General features: G+C 70.1%; 13 protein-coding genes. 7 read left to right on the top strand and 6 right to left on the bottom strand.

Annotation, left to right across the window (positions count from 1 at the left end; all coding sequences use genetic code 11):
* Positions 1–262 precede the first annotated feature (262 nt).
* Entirely contained in the window at positions 263–1,552 is a 1,290-nt protein-coding gene (locus tag OG747_RS15240; RefSeq protein ID WP_405879867.1) for a citrate synthase, read from the top strand.
* 656 nt (positions 1,553–2,208) lie between these two features.
* Here OG747_RS15240 and OG747_RS15235 read toward each other — a convergent pair.
* From OG747_RS15235 to OG747_RS15220, 4 genes are all read right to left on the bottom strand, one after another.
* Positions 2,209–4,512 carry a heavy metal translocating P-type ATPase gene (locus tag OG747_RS15235; protein ID WP_405879866.1) on the bottom strand — a complete coding sequence of 768 codons (2,304 nt, stop codon included), beginning with the start codon at positions 4,510–4,512 and terminating at the stop codon, positions 2,209–2,211.
* A 175-nt stretch (positions 4,513–4,687) separates the two neighbouring features.
* Complete coding sequence (locus OG747_RS15230; protein ID WP_405879865.1) at positions 4,688–4,927, bottom strand: heavy-metal-associated domain-containing protein; 240 nt, start codon at positions 4,925–4,927, stop codon at positions 4,688–4,690.
* 64 nt (positions 4,928–4,991) lie between these two features.
* Entirely contained in the window at positions 4,992–5,942 is a 951-nt protein-coding gene (locus OG747_RS15225) for a PrsW family intramembrane metalloprotease (RefSeq protein WP_405879864.1), read from the bottom strand.
* A 79-nt stretch (positions 5,943–6,021) separates the two neighbouring features.
* Entirely contained in the window at positions 6,022–6,702 is a 681-nt protein-coding gene (locus tag OG747_RS15220; protein WP_405879863.1) for a TetR/AcrR family transcriptional regulator, read from the bottom strand.
* Between the two features lie 406 nt (positions 6,703–7,108).
* Here OG747_RS15220 and OG747_RS15215 point away from each other — a divergent pair, with 406 nt between their 5' ends.
* Entirely contained in the window at positions 7,109–9,271 is a 2,163-nt protein-coding gene (locus OG747_RS15215; RefSeq protein WP_405885546.1) for an MMPL family transporter, read from the top strand.
* Positions 9,272–9,315: 44 nt separating this feature from the next.
* Entirely contained in the window at positions 9,316–10,350 is a 1,035-nt protein-coding gene (locus OG747_RS15210) for a zinc-dependent alcohol dehydrogenase family protein (protein WP_405879862.1), read from the top strand.
* Between the two features lie 190 nt (positions 10,351–10,540).
* On the opposite strand, the gene OG747_RS15205 is transcribed toward OG747_RS15210, so the two are convergent.
* Both OG747_RS15205 and OG747_RS15200 read right to left on the bottom strand, forming a co-directional pair.
* The gene (locus tag OG747_RS15205; protein WP_405879861.1) at positions 10,541–10,738 is read right to left on the bottom strand and encodes a helix-turn-helix transcriptional regulator; all 198 of its coding nucleotides are present in this window, start codon (positions 10,736–10,738) and stop codon (positions 10,541–10,543) included.
* Positions 10,739–11,356: 618 nt separating this feature from the next.
* Positions 11,357–12,286 carry a sugar phosphate isomerase/epimerase family protein gene (locus tag OG747_RS15200; RefSeq protein ID WP_405879860.1) on the bottom strand — a complete coding sequence of 310 codons (930 nt, stop codon included), beginning with the start codon at positions 12,284–12,286 and terminating at the stop codon, positions 11,357–11,359.
* A 122-nt stretch (positions 12,287–12,408) separates the two neighbouring features.
* Here OG747_RS15200 and iolC point away from each other — a divergent pair, with 122 nt between their 5' ends.
* The 4 genes from iolC to iolD are packed head-to-tail and all read left to right on the top strand — an operon-like array spanning position 12,409 to position 17,096.
* Positions 12,409–13,383: a 5-dehydro-2-deoxygluconokinase gene (gene iolC / locus OG747_RS15195; protein ID WP_405879859.1), complete on the top strand. Its 975-nt coding sequence runs from the start codon at positions 12,409–12,411 to the stop codon at positions 13,381–13,383.
* Positions 13,384–13,421: 38 nt separating this feature from the next.
* Positions 13,422–14,354 (top strand): deoxyribose-phosphate aldolase, encoded by a 933-nt coding sequence (locus OG747_RS15190; RefSeq protein WP_405879858.1) that lies wholly within the window; start codon positions 13,422–13,424, stop codon positions 14,352–14,354.
* Positions 14,355–14,361: 7 nt separating this feature from the next.
* On the top strand, positions 14,362–15,216 hold the full coding sequence (iolB, locus tag OG747_RS15185) for a 5-deoxy-glucuronate isomerase (RefSeq protein ID WP_405879857.1): 855 nt from the start codon (positions 14,362–14,364) through the stop codon (positions 15,214–15,216).
* Positions 15,213–17,096, top strand: a complete 1,884-nt coding sequence (gene iolD, locus OG747_RS15180) for a 3D-(3,5/4)-trihydroxycyclohexane-1,2-dione acylhydrolase (decyclizing) (RefSeq protein ID WP_405879856.1) — start codon at positions 15,213–15,215, stop codon at positions 17,094–17,096. The genes iolB and iolD overlap by 4 nt, the downstream gene beginning before the upstream one ends.
* The last annotated feature ends 1 nt before the right edge of the window (position 17,097 follow it).

Below are 17,097 nucleotides of genomic sequence, written 5' to 3'. Positions count from 1 at the left end.
CCCACGCGGCGGAGCCGCACATGTCACAGCCCCGCACCCCCGGCCGCAGGCATCGCAAAAAATGATCGATCAAACGAGTCGCAAAGGTCACACGGCACTTCCAGAACCAGGGCGAAGGGGGCAGGATGAGCAGGTTGGCGGCACTGAGTGCCGCCAATAGGCCCAATGGTCGACCCCGAGTGCACTCTCCAGGGCCAAATGGGGGATGGTAGAGACAGTCAGGGCACCTCGAAGAAGAGGCACAACGTCGGTGAGGGATGACGTGAGCGACAACTCTGTAGTACTGCGGTACGGCGATGGCGAGTACACCTACCCGGTGGTCGACAGCACCGTCGGCGACAAGGGCTTCGACATCGGGAAGCTCCGAGCCCAGACCGGGCTGGTGACTCTGGACAGCGGGTACGGCAACACCGCCGCCTATAAATCCGCGATCACCTACCTCGACGGTGAGCAGGGCATCCTCCGGTACCGCGGCTACCCGATCGAGCAGCTGGCCGAGCGCTCCACCTTCCTTGAGGTGGCCTCTCTGCTGATCAACGGCGAGCTGCCGAACGTGGACGAGCTCTCCACCTTCAAGAACGAGATCACGCAGCACACCCTGCTGCACGAGGACGTCAAGCGCTTCTTCCAGGGCTTCCCGCGCGACGCCCACCCGATGGCGATGCTGTCGTCGGTGGTCAGCGCCCTGTCGACGTTCTACCAGGACAGCCACAACCCGTTCGACGAGAAGCAGCGTCACCTGTCGACGATCCGCCTTCTCGCCAAGCTTCCGACGATCGCGGCGTACGCCTACAAGAAGTCGATCGGCCACCCCTTCGTCTACCCGCGCAACGACCTCGGGTACGTCGAGAACTTCCTGCGCATGACCTTCTCGGTCCCGGCGCAGGAGTACGACTTGGACCCGGTCGTGGTCGCCGCGCTCGACAAGCTGCTCATCCTGCACGCGGACCACGAGCAGAACTGTTCGACCTCCACCGTGCGCCTGGTGGGCTCGTCGCAGGCCAACATGTTCGCGTCGATCTCCGCCGGCATCAGCGCCCTCTGGGGCCCCCTGCACGGTGGCGCCAACCAGTCCGTCCTGGAGATGCTCGAGGGCATCCAGACCTCCGGCGGCGACGTCGACTCCTTCATCCGCAAGGTGAAGAACAAGGAGGACGGCGTCCGCCTGATGGGCTTCGGCCACCGCGTCTACAAGAACTTCGACCCCCGGGCGAAGATCATCAAGGCGGCCGCGCACGACGTCCTCTCGGCGCTCGGCAAGTCCGACGAGCTGCTGGACATCGCGCTCAAGCTGGAGGAGCACGCGCTCTCCGACGACTACTTCGTCTCGCGCAGCCTCTACCCGAACGTGGACTTCTACACCGGCCTGATCTACCGCGCCATGGGCTTCCCGACCGAGATGTTCACGGTCCTCTTCGCCCTCGGCCGCCTCCCGGGCTGGATCGCCCAGTGGCACGAGATGATCAAGGAGCCCGGCTCCCGCATCGGCCGCCCGCGCCAGATCTACACGGGCGTCGTCGAGCGCGACTTCGTCCCGGTCGAGGCCCGCTAGGTCCAGGTCGCTCCGGGTGCCCTGCGGCGGGTGAGCCGAAGGGGCGCGCATCCAAGCGCCCCGGAGGTGAACCGGGCCCCAGGAAAATCGAGCCCCCCAAGAAAAACGGAAAGCGCCCCGCTACCGGTCCCCCCACGGGCCGGCAGTCAGGGCGCTTTCCTTGTCCCGGTGCGGATTCCCCCCACGGGATCCGGCCGGGCGTCTGTGGGACAGCGCCTGAATCGCTGCGAGCGTGCTGACGCCGTGCCCCGGGCCGACCGCGTCGGCCGTGAGCAAAACGAGCAAAACTCTCTGTACTACTGCGGTGCTTGTGTACTGCTGCGGTGCGATCTGCCGGGACCCGTACGACGGGAGGGCCGCTCAAAGCTCCCCGGTGTACGTGCCCCGGCAACGCGATTTCCGGGAACGTCCCCCAAGACATCCCCAGATGTCAGACGAACGCCCCCCAAGACGTCTCTGACATCGCCAACTTAGACTCACGAACCCCTTCGATGGTTACGTTCGCATCACTGTGATGTGCGTCTCTTGCGTATGTCCTGAAGATACGCAAGAGCCTGATATGGCAATCGGGACCCAAGCGTAAGGAAGATGCGCGAGCCTTGTGAAGAGCTTATGTGAGGCTCCCGTTGGACTCTAGAGGGACTCTTACTTCGTCCTCATGAGAATGTCCTGAGCCGAAGGCTGTTCGTGACCACGAACACCGAGGAGAAGGCCATGGCGGCCCCCGCGATCATGGGGTTGAGGAGTCCGGCCGCGGCGAGCGGCAGCGCCGCCACGTTGTATCCGAACGCCCACACCAGGTTCCCCTTGATCGTGGACAGGGTCCTGCGTGACAGCCGGATCGCGTCCGCGGCCACCCGCAGATCCCCGCGGACCAGCGTCAGATCGCTCGCCTCGATCGCCGCGTCCGTCCCCGTCCCCATCGCGAGGCCCAGGTCGGCGGTGGCGAGCGCCGCCGCGTCGTTCACCCCGTCCCCGACCATCGCCACGGTCCGCCCCTCGGCCTGCAGCCGCTTGACGACGGCGACCTTGTCCTCGGGCAGCACCTCGGCGATCACATCCCCGGGATCGATGCCGACGGCGCGCGCCACGGACTCGGCGACCGCCCGGTTGTCACCGGTGAGCAGGACCGGCCTGAGCCCCAGGCCGCGCAGTGCGCGTACGGCCTCGGCGCTGCTCTCCTTGACCGCGTCGGCGACGGTCAGGACACCGAGCGCCACCCCGTCCCGGGTGACCACGACGGCCGTACGTCCGGCCGCCTCGGCCTCCGCCTTGGCGCGGGCCAACTCCGCCGGAAGCGCACCCTCGTGGAGACGCCCCACCTGAACCTCGTGTCCCTCCACCCGCCCGCGTACGCCGAGCCCGGGAACGTTCTCGAAGTTCTCCACAGCCGGAAGGTCCCCAGCCCGCTCCTGAGCGCCCGCGGAGATCGCCCGGGCCACCGGATGCTCGGAGGCGTGTTCCAGGGCGCCTGCGACCCGCAGGAGCTCCTTCTCGTCGGTGTCCGCGGCGACGTACACCTCCTGCAGTGTCATCCGTCCCGTCGTCACCGTGCCGGTCTTGTCCAGGACGACCGTGTCGACGCGACGCGTGGACTCCAGGACCTCGGGACCCTTGATGAGGATGCCGAGTTGGGCGCCGCGGCCCGTGCCGACCATCAGGGCGGTCGGGGTCGCGAGACCGAGGGCGCACGGGCAGGCGATGATCAGCACCGCGACGGCCGCGGTGAAGGCGGCGACGGTGTCACCCGTGACGCCCAGCCACACCCCGAAGGTGCCGAGCGCGATCACCAGCACCACCGGTACGAAGATCCCGGAGATCCGGTCGGCGAGGCGCTGCACCTCGGCCTTGCCGTTCTGCGCGTCCTCGACGAGCCGTGCCATCCGCGCGAGCTGGGTGTCGGCGCCGACCCGGGTCGCCTCGACGACGAGCCGGCCCCCGGCGTTCACGGTCGCCCCCGTGACGGAAGAACCCACCGCCACGTCCACCGGCACCGACTCACCTGTCAGCATGGAGACGTCGACCGCGGAGGAACCCTCCACCACGGTCCCGTCGGTGGCGATCTTCTCGCCGGGCCGTACGACGAAACGGTCACCCGTCTTGAGCCGCGCGACGGGGATACGGACCTCACGACCGTCCCGCAGTACCCCGACGTCCTTGGCGCCCAGCTCCATCAGTGCCCGCAGCGCGGCCCCGGCCCGCCGCTTGGAGCGGGTCTCCAGATAGCGGCCGAGCAGGATGAACGCGACGACACCCGCGGCGACTTCGAGATAGATCGTCGACGACCCGTCCGTACGCGAGACGGTGAGAGCGAAGCCGTGCCGCATGCCCGGCATCCCCGCGTCCCCCCAGAACAGCGCCCACAGGGACCAGCCGAAGGCGGCGAGTGTGCCGACCGAGATGAGCGTGTCCATGGTGGCCGCGCCGTGCCGCGCGTTGGTGAACGCGGCCCTGTGGAACGGCAGTGCGCCCCAGACCACGACGGGTGCGGCGAGCGTCAGCGAGAGCCACTGCCAGTTGTCGAACTGCAGCGCCGGGACCATCGACATCAGGACAACGGGGAGGGCGAGCAGCGTGGAGACGACGAGCCGCTCGCGCAGGGAGGCGAGTTCGGGGTCCTCGTCGGCGGAGACGGCCGGTTCCGGTGTCTCGGGCTGCGGCGGCGGGGGTTCCTCGGCCGTGTATCCCGTCTTCACGACGGTGGCGATCAGGTCGGCGACCTGTACCCCCACGGGGTAGGAGACCTTCGCCTTCTCCGTCGCGAAGTTGACCGTGGCGGTGACGCCGCCCATGCGGTTGAGCTTCTTCTCGACGCGGGCCGCGCAGGAGGCGCAGGTCATTCCGCCGATCGTGAGCTCCACCTCCGAGGTCGCGGATGTCGCGCCCGTCGCGGCTGTGTCAGCTGTGTCGGCTGTCGAAGTCGTCTCGGCTATGGCTGGCTCGGGTGCTGCGGTGGTCATGGTCCGGCTCCAGGAATGAGCCGGGCCGTACGGAGCCAGTATCAGCTGGTCGGTACGGCCCGGTGCGGAGAGCTGTGTGAAGAACGGGGTGATGCGCGAAGAAGTGGGTGATGCGGGGGAACTGGGTGATGCGGGAGAACGACTGACTGGTGAGGGCGAGGGTGAGGGCGGTGGCTCAGGCCTTGGCGACGAGCTCGAAGCCCGCCTCGTCGACGGCGGCGCGCACGGCCTCCTCGTCGAGCGGCGCGGCGGAGACCACGGTCACCTCGCCGGTCGCGGCCACGGCCTTCACCGAGCTGACGCCGGCGATCTCGGAGATCTCGCCGGAGACCGAGCCTTCACAGTGCCCGCAGCTCATTCCACTCACCTGGTAGACGGTCGTGACGGAACCCGGGGTGTCGGTCTGCGCGGTCATGGCGTACTCCTCGTCGGGGCGCGTGGGGCCTGGGTGATTTGCTTGGGTGACCCACACTATACCCCTAGGGGGTATTTCTCCAAGCGGAATCGCGGCGCGGCAGCGAGCGCGCCCAGCCGACCCCCGCGAGTGCGACGATGACCAGGCCTCCCACCGAGAACAGCGTGAAGAGATGTTTCTGCTCGTCGGTGGGCCCCGGCAGGTGGCCCTGTCCGAACAGGGTCCGGTCGAGCCCCGTCGCGGTCAGCCGCGCGACCAGCCAGAGCGCGATGTCGTGTGTCGAGTCCCACAGGGCGTGCAGCAGCGACACGCCGACGTAGGTGCCGACCGCCGGGCCGATCAACTGGAAGCGCCCGTTCGGGTGGCGGTACGCGAGCAGCGCCGCACCGGCGATCGCCGTCCACAGGCCGTGCCCGAGTGGCGCGAGCAGCCCGCGCAGGATCTCGGTCTCGAGCAGCGCGCGCAGATCCACACCCTTGAGTGAGACGGCCGCGTTGAACGCGTACCCCGCGCTCTCCAGCGCCGCGAAGCCGAAGCCGACACTCGCGCCGAGCACGAGACCGGCCCGCGGCCCTCGGATCCGGGGGTGGTGGCGCAGTACGAACACCAGCGCGGCCGGCTTCACGGCCTCCTCGATCAGCCCGACGCCCACGTACATCGACAGCGAAGGGTGGAGCAGGTGGTAGTCCATCACCGACGCGCCCAGCACCCCGAGCGTCCCGCCGGCCAGGAGGCAGCCGAGGATCACCTGTGCGCCGAGGTCGCGGCCGTGCCGCTCGTACGCCCAGAGCGCGAAGGTGACGGGCGCCAGGAAGCTGCCGAGCAGGATCAGTGTGGGCAGCAGGGTGGCGTTCCTCGTCGCGTACGTGACGATCGCGGTCAGCGTCCAGAGTGCGAGCCCGCCGCCCAGCCAGCGTCGCCACAGTCCGGTGCGGATCTGGGGGTGCGACGGCGGGGGCTGCTGGGGTCCGGGAATGCGGGCCCGGGGTGCGCCGGGCGGCTGATTCTGGGTCACGGCCTGTCCCTTGGGCTCGGGCTGGTTTGTCCGAACTTTATGGCAGGCATCCGCTGTGTCGCAGTTTGGGATGGTCCGGTCAGGGGGCCGGAGTCGTGGTGAGGTCTGCCGGGGTGAGGGTCGTGTCGCCTGTGAGCGGCTCGAGGTAGCGGAACAGGACGTCCTTCAGCTCCCGGACGTACGCGTCGCGCTCGGCCCCTTCGTGTGCGAGGACCAGCTCCAGGCCGGCCTTGTAGATGCCCAGGCAGATGTGTGCGGTGCGGGTGACGTCGGCGGCCGGCGTGCCGGGGAGGAACGCGGAGAGCAGCCCCTCGACGCGGGAGAGCAGGGTCTGGTGCAGGGCGTCGTGCTCCTCGGCGATCCGGCCCGGGATGTCCGGGCCGTGCATCAGGGCGAAGAACACGGGGTGCTCGCAGTTGAAGTCGATGAACCGGTCGACGGCGGTGCCGACGGCTTCCCTCAGTGTGGTCGTGGGGGCGGCCGGCGCGAGTGCCTCGCCGTATGTGTCGCGCATCTCGTGCATGAGCCGGTCGCCCAGCTCGATCGCGATGGCCTCTTTGTTCGGGAAGAACTGGTACAGCGTGCCCGGCGAGACGCCCGCCTCGCGGGCGATGGCGTTGGTGCTGGCGGCGGTGTAGCCGGTGGTGCAGAAGACGGAGGCGGCGGCCTCCAGCAGCTGGGCGATCCGGCGCTCGCCGCGGGCCTGCCGACGGCGGGGCTGTTCGTCGCCGGCCTGCTGCTTCTCGGGCTTGTCGGGCACGAGTTATCCCCAGCTCTCCGAACGTGATTGACAAACACGAGCGGTCGCTCGCATTCTGGTGAAACGCGAGTGATCTCTCGTGTTTGCCAGTCTATGGCAATGGCTGACCCATGCTGCCTGCGAGGATGCGCGGATGCGCGGATGTACGGACAGAGGGTCATGGTGAAGGGGACACCGCACGATGACCGAAGTCAACAGCGCAGATGACGGCCGCGGGAGTGGCGCGGGGCGCGGGAGGGGCGCGGGCGTCGGGGAGGGCGCGGGCGACGGTCCGCGGGGGAGCGGTAGCCCGCCGGTGAGCGGAAGTCCGCCGGTGGACGGCGGTTCGCGGCTGCGGGACAGTCGGCGGACGGCCGACGGCTCGCGGGTGGGTGGCAGTCCACGCGTCGGCGGCTGGACCCGGTTCGTGACCGCGCGGCCCCGGCTGTCCCTGCTCGTCGCGCTGCTGCTCACCGCGCTCGCCGTGGTCGCCGGCAGCGGGGTCGCAGACCGGCTGGGCAGCGGCGGGTGGCAGGACCCGACCGCGGAGTCGACTTACGCGACCAAGGCGCTGGAGCGGGAGTTTCCGGCCTCGCAGCCCAATCTGCTGCTCCTGGTCGGCTCGGGGCGCGCCTCGGTCGACGATCCCTCGGTCGCCGCCGAGGCGAAGCGGCTGGCGGCGCGGCTCGCCACCGAGCGGGGCGTCACCGGCGTCGGTTCGTACTGGGAGTCGGGTGCACCCGTCCTGCGGGCGAAGGACGGGCACGAGGCGCTGATCGCCGCGCGGATAACGGGCGACGAGAAGACCGCGAGCGAGACCCTGGACCGCCTCGCGCCCTCCTACCGGGGGATGCACGGCCCGGTCGAGATCAAGGTCGGCGGCCCGGTCGCCGTACAGCACGAGATGCAGACGACCATCCGTGAGGACCTGACCCGGGCCGAGTTGATCGCCCTGCCGGTGACCCTCGTGCTGCTGGTGATGGTCTTCGGCAGTGCGATCGCGGCCCTGCTGCCGCTCGGCGTCGGCATCGTCGCGATCCTCGGCACGAACGCGGTACTGCGCGCTCTGACCGAGTTCACCGACGTCTCGGTCTTCGCGATGAACCTCACCACTGCCCTGGGACTGGGCCTCGCCATCGACTACGCCCTGTTCATCGTCCGCAGGTTCCGTGAGGAACTGGCCACGGGCGCCGAGCCGGCGACCGCCGTCGGCACGACCCTGCGCACCGCGGGCCGTACGGTCCTCTTCTCCTCCCTCACGGTCGCCGTGTCCCTGGCCGCGATGCTGCTCTTCCCGCAGTACTTCCTGCGGTCCTTCGCCTACGCGGGCATCGCCGTGGTGCTGCTGGCCGCGGCCGCCGCCCTGGTCCTGCTCCCGGCCGCGCTGGTGCTGCTCGGCCACCGGGTGAACTCCTTCGACCTGCGGCGCCTGTTCCGGCGCGGAAAGCCGCCGGCGGCCGGCGGCGGGGCCGCCTGGGGGCGGACGGCCTCCCTCGTCATGCGCAGGGCACCGGTCTTCGCGGTGGCCACCGCCGTCGGACTGATCGTCCTCGGACTGCCCTTCCTGGGCGTGAAGTTCGGCACCGCGGACGACCGTCAGCTGCCCTCGGGCGCCGAGTCCCATGTCGTCCAGCAGCACGTCCGGGACGGCTTCCCGGGCAGCCCCGGCGGCGCCCTGGAGGTGCTCGCGGAGGGCCGGGCGACCGAGGCCCAGTACACGGCCTACAAGGACCGGATCGCCGCGCTGCCCGAAGTGCTGCGGGTGGACGGCCCCCTGGTGAAGGGCGACTTGGCGTACTTCACGGTGCTGCCGAAGGGCGAGGCCGTCGACGACGGGGCCCAGCGGCTTGTGGGTGAACTGCGCGCGACGGACGCCCCGTTCGACACGGCGGTGACCGGCACGGCGGCGGTCCTGGTCGACTCCAAGCACGCGATAGCCGACCGGCTCCCCTGGGCGGCGGCCTTCATAGCGATCGTCACCCTGCTCCTGGTCTTCCTTCTCACCGGCAGCGTGCTGATCCCGATCCAGGCGGTGCTGCTCAACGCCCTCAGTCTGACGGCGATGTTCGGCGCGGTGGTCTGGGTCTTCCAGGACGGCCATCTGTCGGGCCTGCTCGACTTCACCAGCTCGGGTTCGATAGAGACGACGCTCCCCGTCCTCATGTTCTGCGTCGCCTTCGGCCTGTCCATGGACTACGGCGTGTTCCTGCTCTCCCGAATGAAGGAGGAGTACGACCGGACGGGCGACCACCGGGAGGCGGTCCGCTTCGGCCTCCAGCGCACCGGCGGCCTGATCACCGCGGCTGCCGTCATCCTCGCGGTGGTGATGGTCGCGATCGGCACCTCGCGGGTGACCAACACCAAGATGCTCGGCCTGGGCATCGCGCTCGCCGTACTGATGGACGCGATGGTCGTCCGCAGCCTGCTGGTCCCGGCGGTCATGCGTCTCACGGGCCGCGCGACCTGGTGGGCGCCGGGGCCGCTGCGACGCTTCCACGACCGCTTCGGCCTGAGCGAGGAGGAGGCGCCGGAGGACAGCACCTGGGAGGCGGTTGATCGGGAGCGGGACAAGGTGGAGGCACGCGGCTAGCGTTCGCTCCGGAACGGTGATCTCCGGACGGAGGGGCGAGACGGATGCGGGCAGTGGTGTTCGAGCGGTACGGGGAGCCGGCCGAGGTACGTGAGGTGGCGGACCCGGCGCCCGCGGAGCACGGGGTGGTGGTGCGGGTCGAGGCCACGGGGCTGTGCCGGAGCGACTGGCACGGCTGGATGGGGCACGACCCGGACATCACGCTGCCGCATGTGCCGGGCCACGAACTCGCGGGGGTCGTCGAGGCGGTCGGTGCGAGGGTGACCGGCTGGCGGCCCGGCGAGAGGGTCACCGTCCCCTTCGTCTGCGCGTGCGGAAGCTGTCCGTCCTGTGCGGCCGGTGACCAGCAGGTGTGCGAGCGGCAGACCCAGCCGGGGTTCACGCACTGGGGGTCCTTCGCGCAGTACGTGGCGCTCGACCACGCCGATGTGAACCTGGTGGCGGTGCCGGACGAGCTGTCCTTCGCGACGGCGGCGTCGCTGGGCTGCCGGTTCGCCACGGCGTTCCGCGCGGTGGTCGCGCAGGGCCGGGTGGCGGCGGGGGAGTGGGTCGCGGTGCACGGCTGCGGGGGTGTGGGCCTGTCGGCGGTGATGATCGCGGCGGCGTGCGGCGCACGGGTCGTCGCCGTGGACCTCTCGGCCCGGGCCCTGGACCTGGCGCGGAAGTTCGGCGCGGCGGAAGTCGTGGACGCCTCCCGGGTCGAGGACACGGCGGCGGCGATCCGCGAGCTGACCGGCGGCGGCGCCCACCTCTCCCTCGACGCGCTCGGCTCCCCGCCCACCTGCGCGGCCTCGGTGAACGGCCTGCGCCGCCGCGGCCGGCACATCCAGGTCGGCCTGCTGCCCCAGGACCCCGCGGTTCCCATGGCCCGCGTCATCGGCCTCGAACTCGAACTCCTGGGCAGCCACGGCATGCAGGCCCACGCCTACCCACGGATGCTGGAGCTGGTCCGCGCCGGGGTGCTCCGCCCCGACCTCCTGGTCACCTCCACCATCCCGCTCGACGCGGTCCCGGCCGCGCTGGCGGCGATGGGCGCGGCGCCGGGCGCGGGGGTGACGGTCATCGACCCGTGGAGCTGAGCCCGGACCAGAGTTGTGCCCGGACAAGAGCTGTGCCCCGTTCCCGAGGGACGCTGTTGGCGCATCCGCTGCGGCCGGGTGGTCGGCCGCGGGAATGTGACACTTGCCGCGCAAGTGTCACATTCTCCCGGCCATACACCGTGGCCCTGGGGCCACCGTCCAGACCGCCCAGCACGCACGGGCCGCGGGGTCAGTCTCTTCGGCCGCGGTTTCCCGGGCGGGAGGCGACCCAGGTCCGGACGGTGTCCGCGTACCAGTAGGGCTTTCCGCTCTCCACGTGGTCGGGCGGGGGCAGGAGTCCGTGCTTGCGATACGACCGCACGGTGTCCGGCTGCACCTTGATGTGCGCCGCGATCTCCTTGTACGACCAGAGCCTATGGTCGGTCATGAGTGGCACCTCCCTGCGCGCACCGCGGCGGCGGCCGGGGGGTGGCCGTCGGGGGAGCCGGGCACTGCGCTGGCGATCACAAAGCCTGCGCCCGTTGAACGACACAGAGTCAGCACAGGGCCACGCCTGTTGACCGGATGTGACTCAAGACCCGCGTACACGCGACATGTGTGACAGGGGGGTGGTTTTTGTGACACGCGTGACGCATTCCTGCGTGTGTGTCGTGGTGGGCGCCGTATGCGTGCGGTGGGTCGGATCTGTGCCAGGCCCGACCCACCAGTTCCCCGCATCCCCCGCCGAATCAGCCACCGGAGGCTCACCCTGCAATCAACGCGGCCCACCGGTCTTGGAAAAAATCGCACCCCGGCCACTTTGATCGCTCCGGTCGGGGGAGCGCACCAGGCTCACGCCTTTCCCTGGGTATCCACCGTGATTCGTCATCTCCTGGCGTCATGCCGTCTGTCCGGCGCGGGTGTCGCACGTGGGTGCGAGGGTCGACTGCGTGACCTTGGTGCATCGCGGCGCAGGAGAGCCGGAAGGCCCGCCGAGCCCCGGGCTCTCGGCGGGCCCCGCACGGCCGCCCACGGGGCTCAGGCCCCGCGTGACATCAAGGAGCGGTTATGCCCCGCAGGACCTCAGGAACGCCCGGGTGCGCTGGGCGATCGGCAGCGGCTTGTCCGGCGGACAGGGGTACATGTCCTGCTCGACGATCGCGAAGAGGTCGACGTCGAGCTTCTGGGCGGCGGCGAGCACGGGCTCCAGCGCCGGTACGCCGGACGGCGGTTCGCACATCACACCCTTGGCCACGGCGGGCCCGAACGGCACCTCGTGCGCCCGTACCTCGGCCAGGACCAGCGGGTCCACCTGCTTGAGGTGGAGGTAGCCGATGCGCTCCCCGTAGGTCTCGATGAGCTTGACGTTGTCGCCGCCGCAGTACGCGTAGTGCCCGGTGTCCAGGCACAGCGACACCAGCGAGGAGTCGGTCGCGTCGAGGAAACGCGTGACGTTCTCCTCGCTGTCGATGTGCGTGTCGGCGTGCGGGTGGACGACGATCTTCAGTCCGTAGCGCTCCCGCACCTCATGGGCGAGCCGCTCGGTCTGAGCGGTCAGATTGCGCCACTGCGTCGGCGTCAGCGTGCTGTCCTCCAGCACCTCGCCCGTCTTGTCGTCCCGCCAGAACGCCGGAATGACGACGAGATGCTCGGCGCCCATCGCCTGGGTGAGCGCGGCGATGTCCGAGACGTGCGCCCAGGTGGCGTCCCACACCCCGGGACCGCGGTGCAGCCCGGTGAAGACGGTGCCGGCCGACACGGTGAGCCCGCGCCGCGCGGTCTCCTCCTTGAGTACCGCCGGATCCGTGGGCAGATAACCGTAGGGGCCCAGCTCGATCCACTCGTACCCGGACTGGGAGACCTCGTCGAGGAAGCGCTGCCAGGGGACCTGCTGAGGGTCGTCGGGGAACCAGACGCCCCACGAGTCCGGAGCCGAACCGATCCGGATGCGGGACAGTGAGGACTGAGGTGATGCCTGCGGTGACAACGACGTCATGGGCGTCAGCTTCCGGCGACGCGAGAGAGGTGTCAAGGCCTGGTCCGAATGTCCGGACAAACTGTTGACAGGGCTCCCCGCGCGGGACTAGACCTGGGGGCAGCCGAAGTGAAGGGAACTCGATGGCGTACGACCTGATCACCATGGGGCGGATCGGTGTGGACCTCTACCCGTTGCAGACGGGGGTCCCGCTGGCGCAGGTGACATCCTTCGGGAAGTTCCTGGGCGGCTCGGCGACGAACGTCGCGGTGGCCGCGTCCCGGCTCGGACGGCGTACGGCGGTGATCACGCGCACCGGTGACGACCCCTTCGGCGCGTACCTCCACGAGGCGCTGCGCGACTTCGGCGTGGACGACCGCTGGGTCACCCCGGTCGCCGGGCTGCCGACCCCGGTGACGTTCTGCGAGGTCTTCCCGCCCGACGACTTCCCGCTGTACTTCTACCGGCAGCCCAAGGCCCCGGACCTGGAGATCGACGCGCACGAACTCGACCTGGACGCCGTCCGCGAGACGCGCGTCTTCTGGGTGACGGGAACCGGCCTGAGCGAGGAGCCGAGCCGTACGGCGACGCTCGCGGCGCTCGCCCACCGCGCCAAGTCCGCCACGACGGTCTTCGACCTCGACTGGCGGCCCATGTTCTGGAGCGGTGACATGAGCGGCTGCCGCCGCGGACCGTCGTCCGCCAGGCCGTTCTATGCCGAGGCCCTGCGCCACAGCACCGTCGCCGTCGGCAACCTCGACGAGGTCGAGATCGCCACCGGCGTCCGCGAGCCGCACGCGGCGGCCGAGGCACTCCTCGAGGCGGGCGTGGAACTCGCCGTCGTCAAACAGGGCCCCAAGGGTGTTCTCGCCGTCCACCGCGACGGCACGTCGGCCGAGGTCCCGCCCCTCCCGGTGACGGTCCTCAACGGTCTCGGCGCCGGGGACGCCTTCGGCGGCTCCCTCTGTCACGGCCTGCTCGCCGGCTGGGACCTGGAACGGATCATGCGGTACGCGAACGCGGCGGGTGCCATCGTCGCCTCCCGGCTGGAATGCTCCTCCGCGATGCCCACACCCGAAGAGGTCGAGAAAGCGCTCGCGGCAGGAGCGGTCCGATGAGGGCCGGACGCGTGGGACACGAGGGCGGAGACGCGACCATGCCTCCCACTCGCACTCCCACCCCCGCCCCTTCCACCCCCACCCCGGCTCGGTCGGTCGACATAGCCGAACTCGTCCGCCTGCGCACCCACCACCCCGAGGCCGTCGCCGAGGCCGCCGCGCGTCGCCCCCGTCGCCCCCTCGTCAACGACGACGGGCGGCTGATGATCGTCGCCGCGGACCACCCGGCCCGCGGGGCGCTCGCCGTCGGCGACCGCAAGTTGGCCATGGCCAACCGCGCCGACCTACTGGAACGGCTCTGCCTCGCGCTCTCCCGCCCCGGCGTCGACGGCGTGCTCGCGACCGCCGACATCCTCGACGACCTGCTGCTGCTCGGCGCCCTCGACGACAAGGTGGTCCTCGGTTCGATGAACCGCGGCGGCCTGGCGGGTGCCTCCTTCGAGCTGGACGACCGGTTCACCGGCCACCGCCCGCAGGACATCGAGCGGCTCGGCTTCGACGCGGGCAAGCTGCTGCTGCGTATCGACTACGACGACCCGGGCTCGCTCACCACCCTGGAATCCGCCGCCCGCGCCATCGACGAGATGGCCGAGCGCCGGCTTCCGGTCTTCGTCGAGCCGTTCCTCAGCCGCCGTACAGCCGAAGGCAAGCTGGTCAACGACCTGAGCGCCGAAGCCGTCATCAAGTCCATCGCCATCGCCAGCGGCCTGGGCGGCAGTTCGGCGTACACCTGGCTGAAGGTGCCCGTCACCGAGAACCCGGACGACATGGCCCGGGTCATGGAAACCTCCACCCTGCCCGCCGTGCTGCTCGGCGGCGATGTCGGCGAGGATCAGGAGGGCGCGTACGAGAAGTGGCACGGCGCGCTCCAACTGCCCACCGTGCAGGGCCTGGTCGTCGGCCGCTCGCTGCTCTACCCGGCCGACGGGGACGTGACCGCCGCGGTGGACACCGCCGTAGGACTGCTGTGAGGACCCGATGACGGACTCGACGACGCGCAACGACCTGTACGTCCCCAAGGGCGCCACCGCCGGAGGGCTGTACGCCGTCGACATCGACCCCAAGCGCGCCGGCTGGACCCACAGCAGTCTGCGCGTGGTCGAACTCGGACCGGGTGGCACCCACACCTTCACCACCGGTGACAGCGAATGGATCGTGCTTCCACTCGGCGGTGCCTGTACCGTACACATAGAGGACGAAGAGTTCCAAATCCTGGGCAGGGAAAGCGTGTTCGCGGGAGTCACCGACTTCGCGTACGTGCCCCGTGACGCCCGGGCACAGATCGCCTCCGGCGCGGGAGGCCGCTTCGCCCTGGCAGGAGCGAAGTGCGAGCGCCGACTCCCCGCCCGCTACGGCCCCGCGCCGGAGGTTCCCGTCGAAGACCGAGGCAGTGGCAACTGCGCCCGTCAGGTGCGCAATTTCGCCTCCGCCGACGCCTTCGAGTGCGACAAGCTGATCGCCGTCGAGGTCGTCACCCCCGGCGGCAACTGGTCCTCGTATCCGCCGCACAAGCACGACGAGCACCGGCCGGGTGAGGAGAGCGAACTCGAAGAGATCTACTACTTCGAGATCGACGGCCCGAACGGTTTCGGCTATCAGCGCGTATTCCCTTCGCGCGAGGGCGGATCCGACGTCCTCGCCGAGGTCCGCACCGGCGATGCCGTCCTCGTCCCCGACGGATGGCACGGCCCGTCCATCGCCCAGCCCGGCCACACCATGTACTACCTGAACGTGATGGCCGGACCGGGCGAGGACAGGGAGTGGCGGATCTGCTTCCACCCGGACCACGTAAACAGCACAGACAACACAGCGAGCACAGAGGGATACCGATGACCTCAACGACGAGGCTGACGGTCGCACAGGCGCTGGTGCGCTTCCTGGCCGCCCAGTACACGGAGCGGGACGGCGAGCGACGGCGGCTGATCGGCGCCACCTGGGGCATTTTCGGTCACGGCAACGTCGCCGGACTCGGTCAGGCACTGATCGAGTACGCCGACGAGATGCCGTACCACCAGGGCCGTAACGAGCAGTCGATGGTGCACGCGGCGGTCGGCTACGCACGCCAGTCCAACCGGCTGTCGGCGCACGCCGTGACCACGTCCATCGGACCCGGCGCCACCAACCTCGTCACCGGCGCCGCGCTCGCGACGATCAACCACCTCCCGGTGCTCCTGCTGCCCGGCGACATCTTCGCGACCCGCCCCGCCGACCCGGTCCTCCAGCAGCTCGAAGTGCCGTACGCGGGCGATGTGTCGGTCAACGACTGTCTGCGTCCGGTGTCGAAGTACTTCGACCGGGTCACCCGTCCCGAGGCGCTCATCCCGGCCGCCCTGCAGGCGATGCGCGTGCTCACCGACCCCGTCGAGACCGGCGCCGTCACGCTCGCGCTGCCGCAGGACGTGCAGGCGGAGGCGTACGACTGGCCGGAGGAGTTCTTCCAGGAGCGGACCTGGACCGTGCGCCGGCCGGCGGCCGACGCCTCCGAGCTCGCCACCGCCGTCACGGCGATCCGTGAGGCCCGGCGCCCGTTGATCGTCGCGGGCGGCGGCGTCCACCACAGCCGCGCCGAGGACGTGCTCGCCGAACTCGCCGCCGCCACCCGCATCCCCGTCGCCTCCACACAGGCGGGCAAGGGATCACTGAAGTGGGACCATCCGCAGGACGTCGGCGGTGTCGGCCACACCGGCACGGCCACCGCGGACGAGCTCGCCCGCACCGCGGACCTGGTGATCGGCGTCGGCACCCGCTACACCGACTTCACCACCGCCTCCGGCACCCTCTTCACCGCTTCGAACGTCCGCTTCCTGAACCTCAGCATCGCGCCGTACGACGGTCACAAGCTGTCGGGGATCCCGCTGATCGCGGATGCGCGGGCCGGCCTCGAAGCACTCACCGAGGCGCTGCTGCTGCACGAGCACCGCGCCGAGCCCGCGTACGTCACCGAGTACACGGACGACAAGGAGCGCTGGGAGTACCGGGTCGACGCGGCCTACGAGGCCGAGGACCTGGACATCCGGCCCACCCAGCCGCAGGTCCTCGGCGTCCTCGACGAGCTCGTCACCGAGGACGACATCCTGATCAACGCGGCCGGCTCGCTCCCCGGTGACCTGCACAAACTGTGGAGGGCCCGGTCGCGCGACCAGTACCACGTCGAGTACGGCTACTCGTGCATGGGCTACGAGATCCCGGCCGCGATCGGCGTACGGATGGCGGCCCCCGACCGGCCCGTGTGGGCGCTGGTCGGCGACGGCACGTATCTGATGATGCCGACCGAGATCGTCACCGCCGTGCAGGAGGGCATAGCGATCAAGGTCCTCATCCTGCAGAACCACGGGTACGCCTCCATCGGCGGCCTCTCCGAGTCCGTGGGCGGCGAGCGGTACGGCACCGCGTACCGCTACCGCTCCGAGGACGGTACGTACACGGGGGCGCCGCTGCCCGTCGATCTCGCCGCCAACGCGGCCAGCCTCGGCATGCGGGTGCTGCGCGCGAAGACCGTCCGTGACCTGCGCGAGGCCCTTGCCGAGGCGCGCGCCTCGGACACTCCCACATGTGTCTACGTGGAGACCGAAACGGCAGACAGAGTGTCGGGCGCGCCCCCGGCCCAAGCCTGGTGGGATGTACCTGTGGCCGAGACCGCGACCCGATCGTCGGCGGTCAAGGCACGCGAGGAGTACGACCGGCACGTCGCCGCCCGACGCCGCCATCTGTGAA

The organism is Streptomyces sp. NBC_01384 (genome assembly GCF_045040035.1).
Taxonomy (GTDB): domain Bacteria; phylum Actinomycetota; class Actinomycetes; order Streptomycetales; family Streptomycetaceae; genus Streptomyces.
Note: the sequence above shows the minus strand (reverse complement) of the source record. Positions and strands in the feature narration are given on the sequence as shown.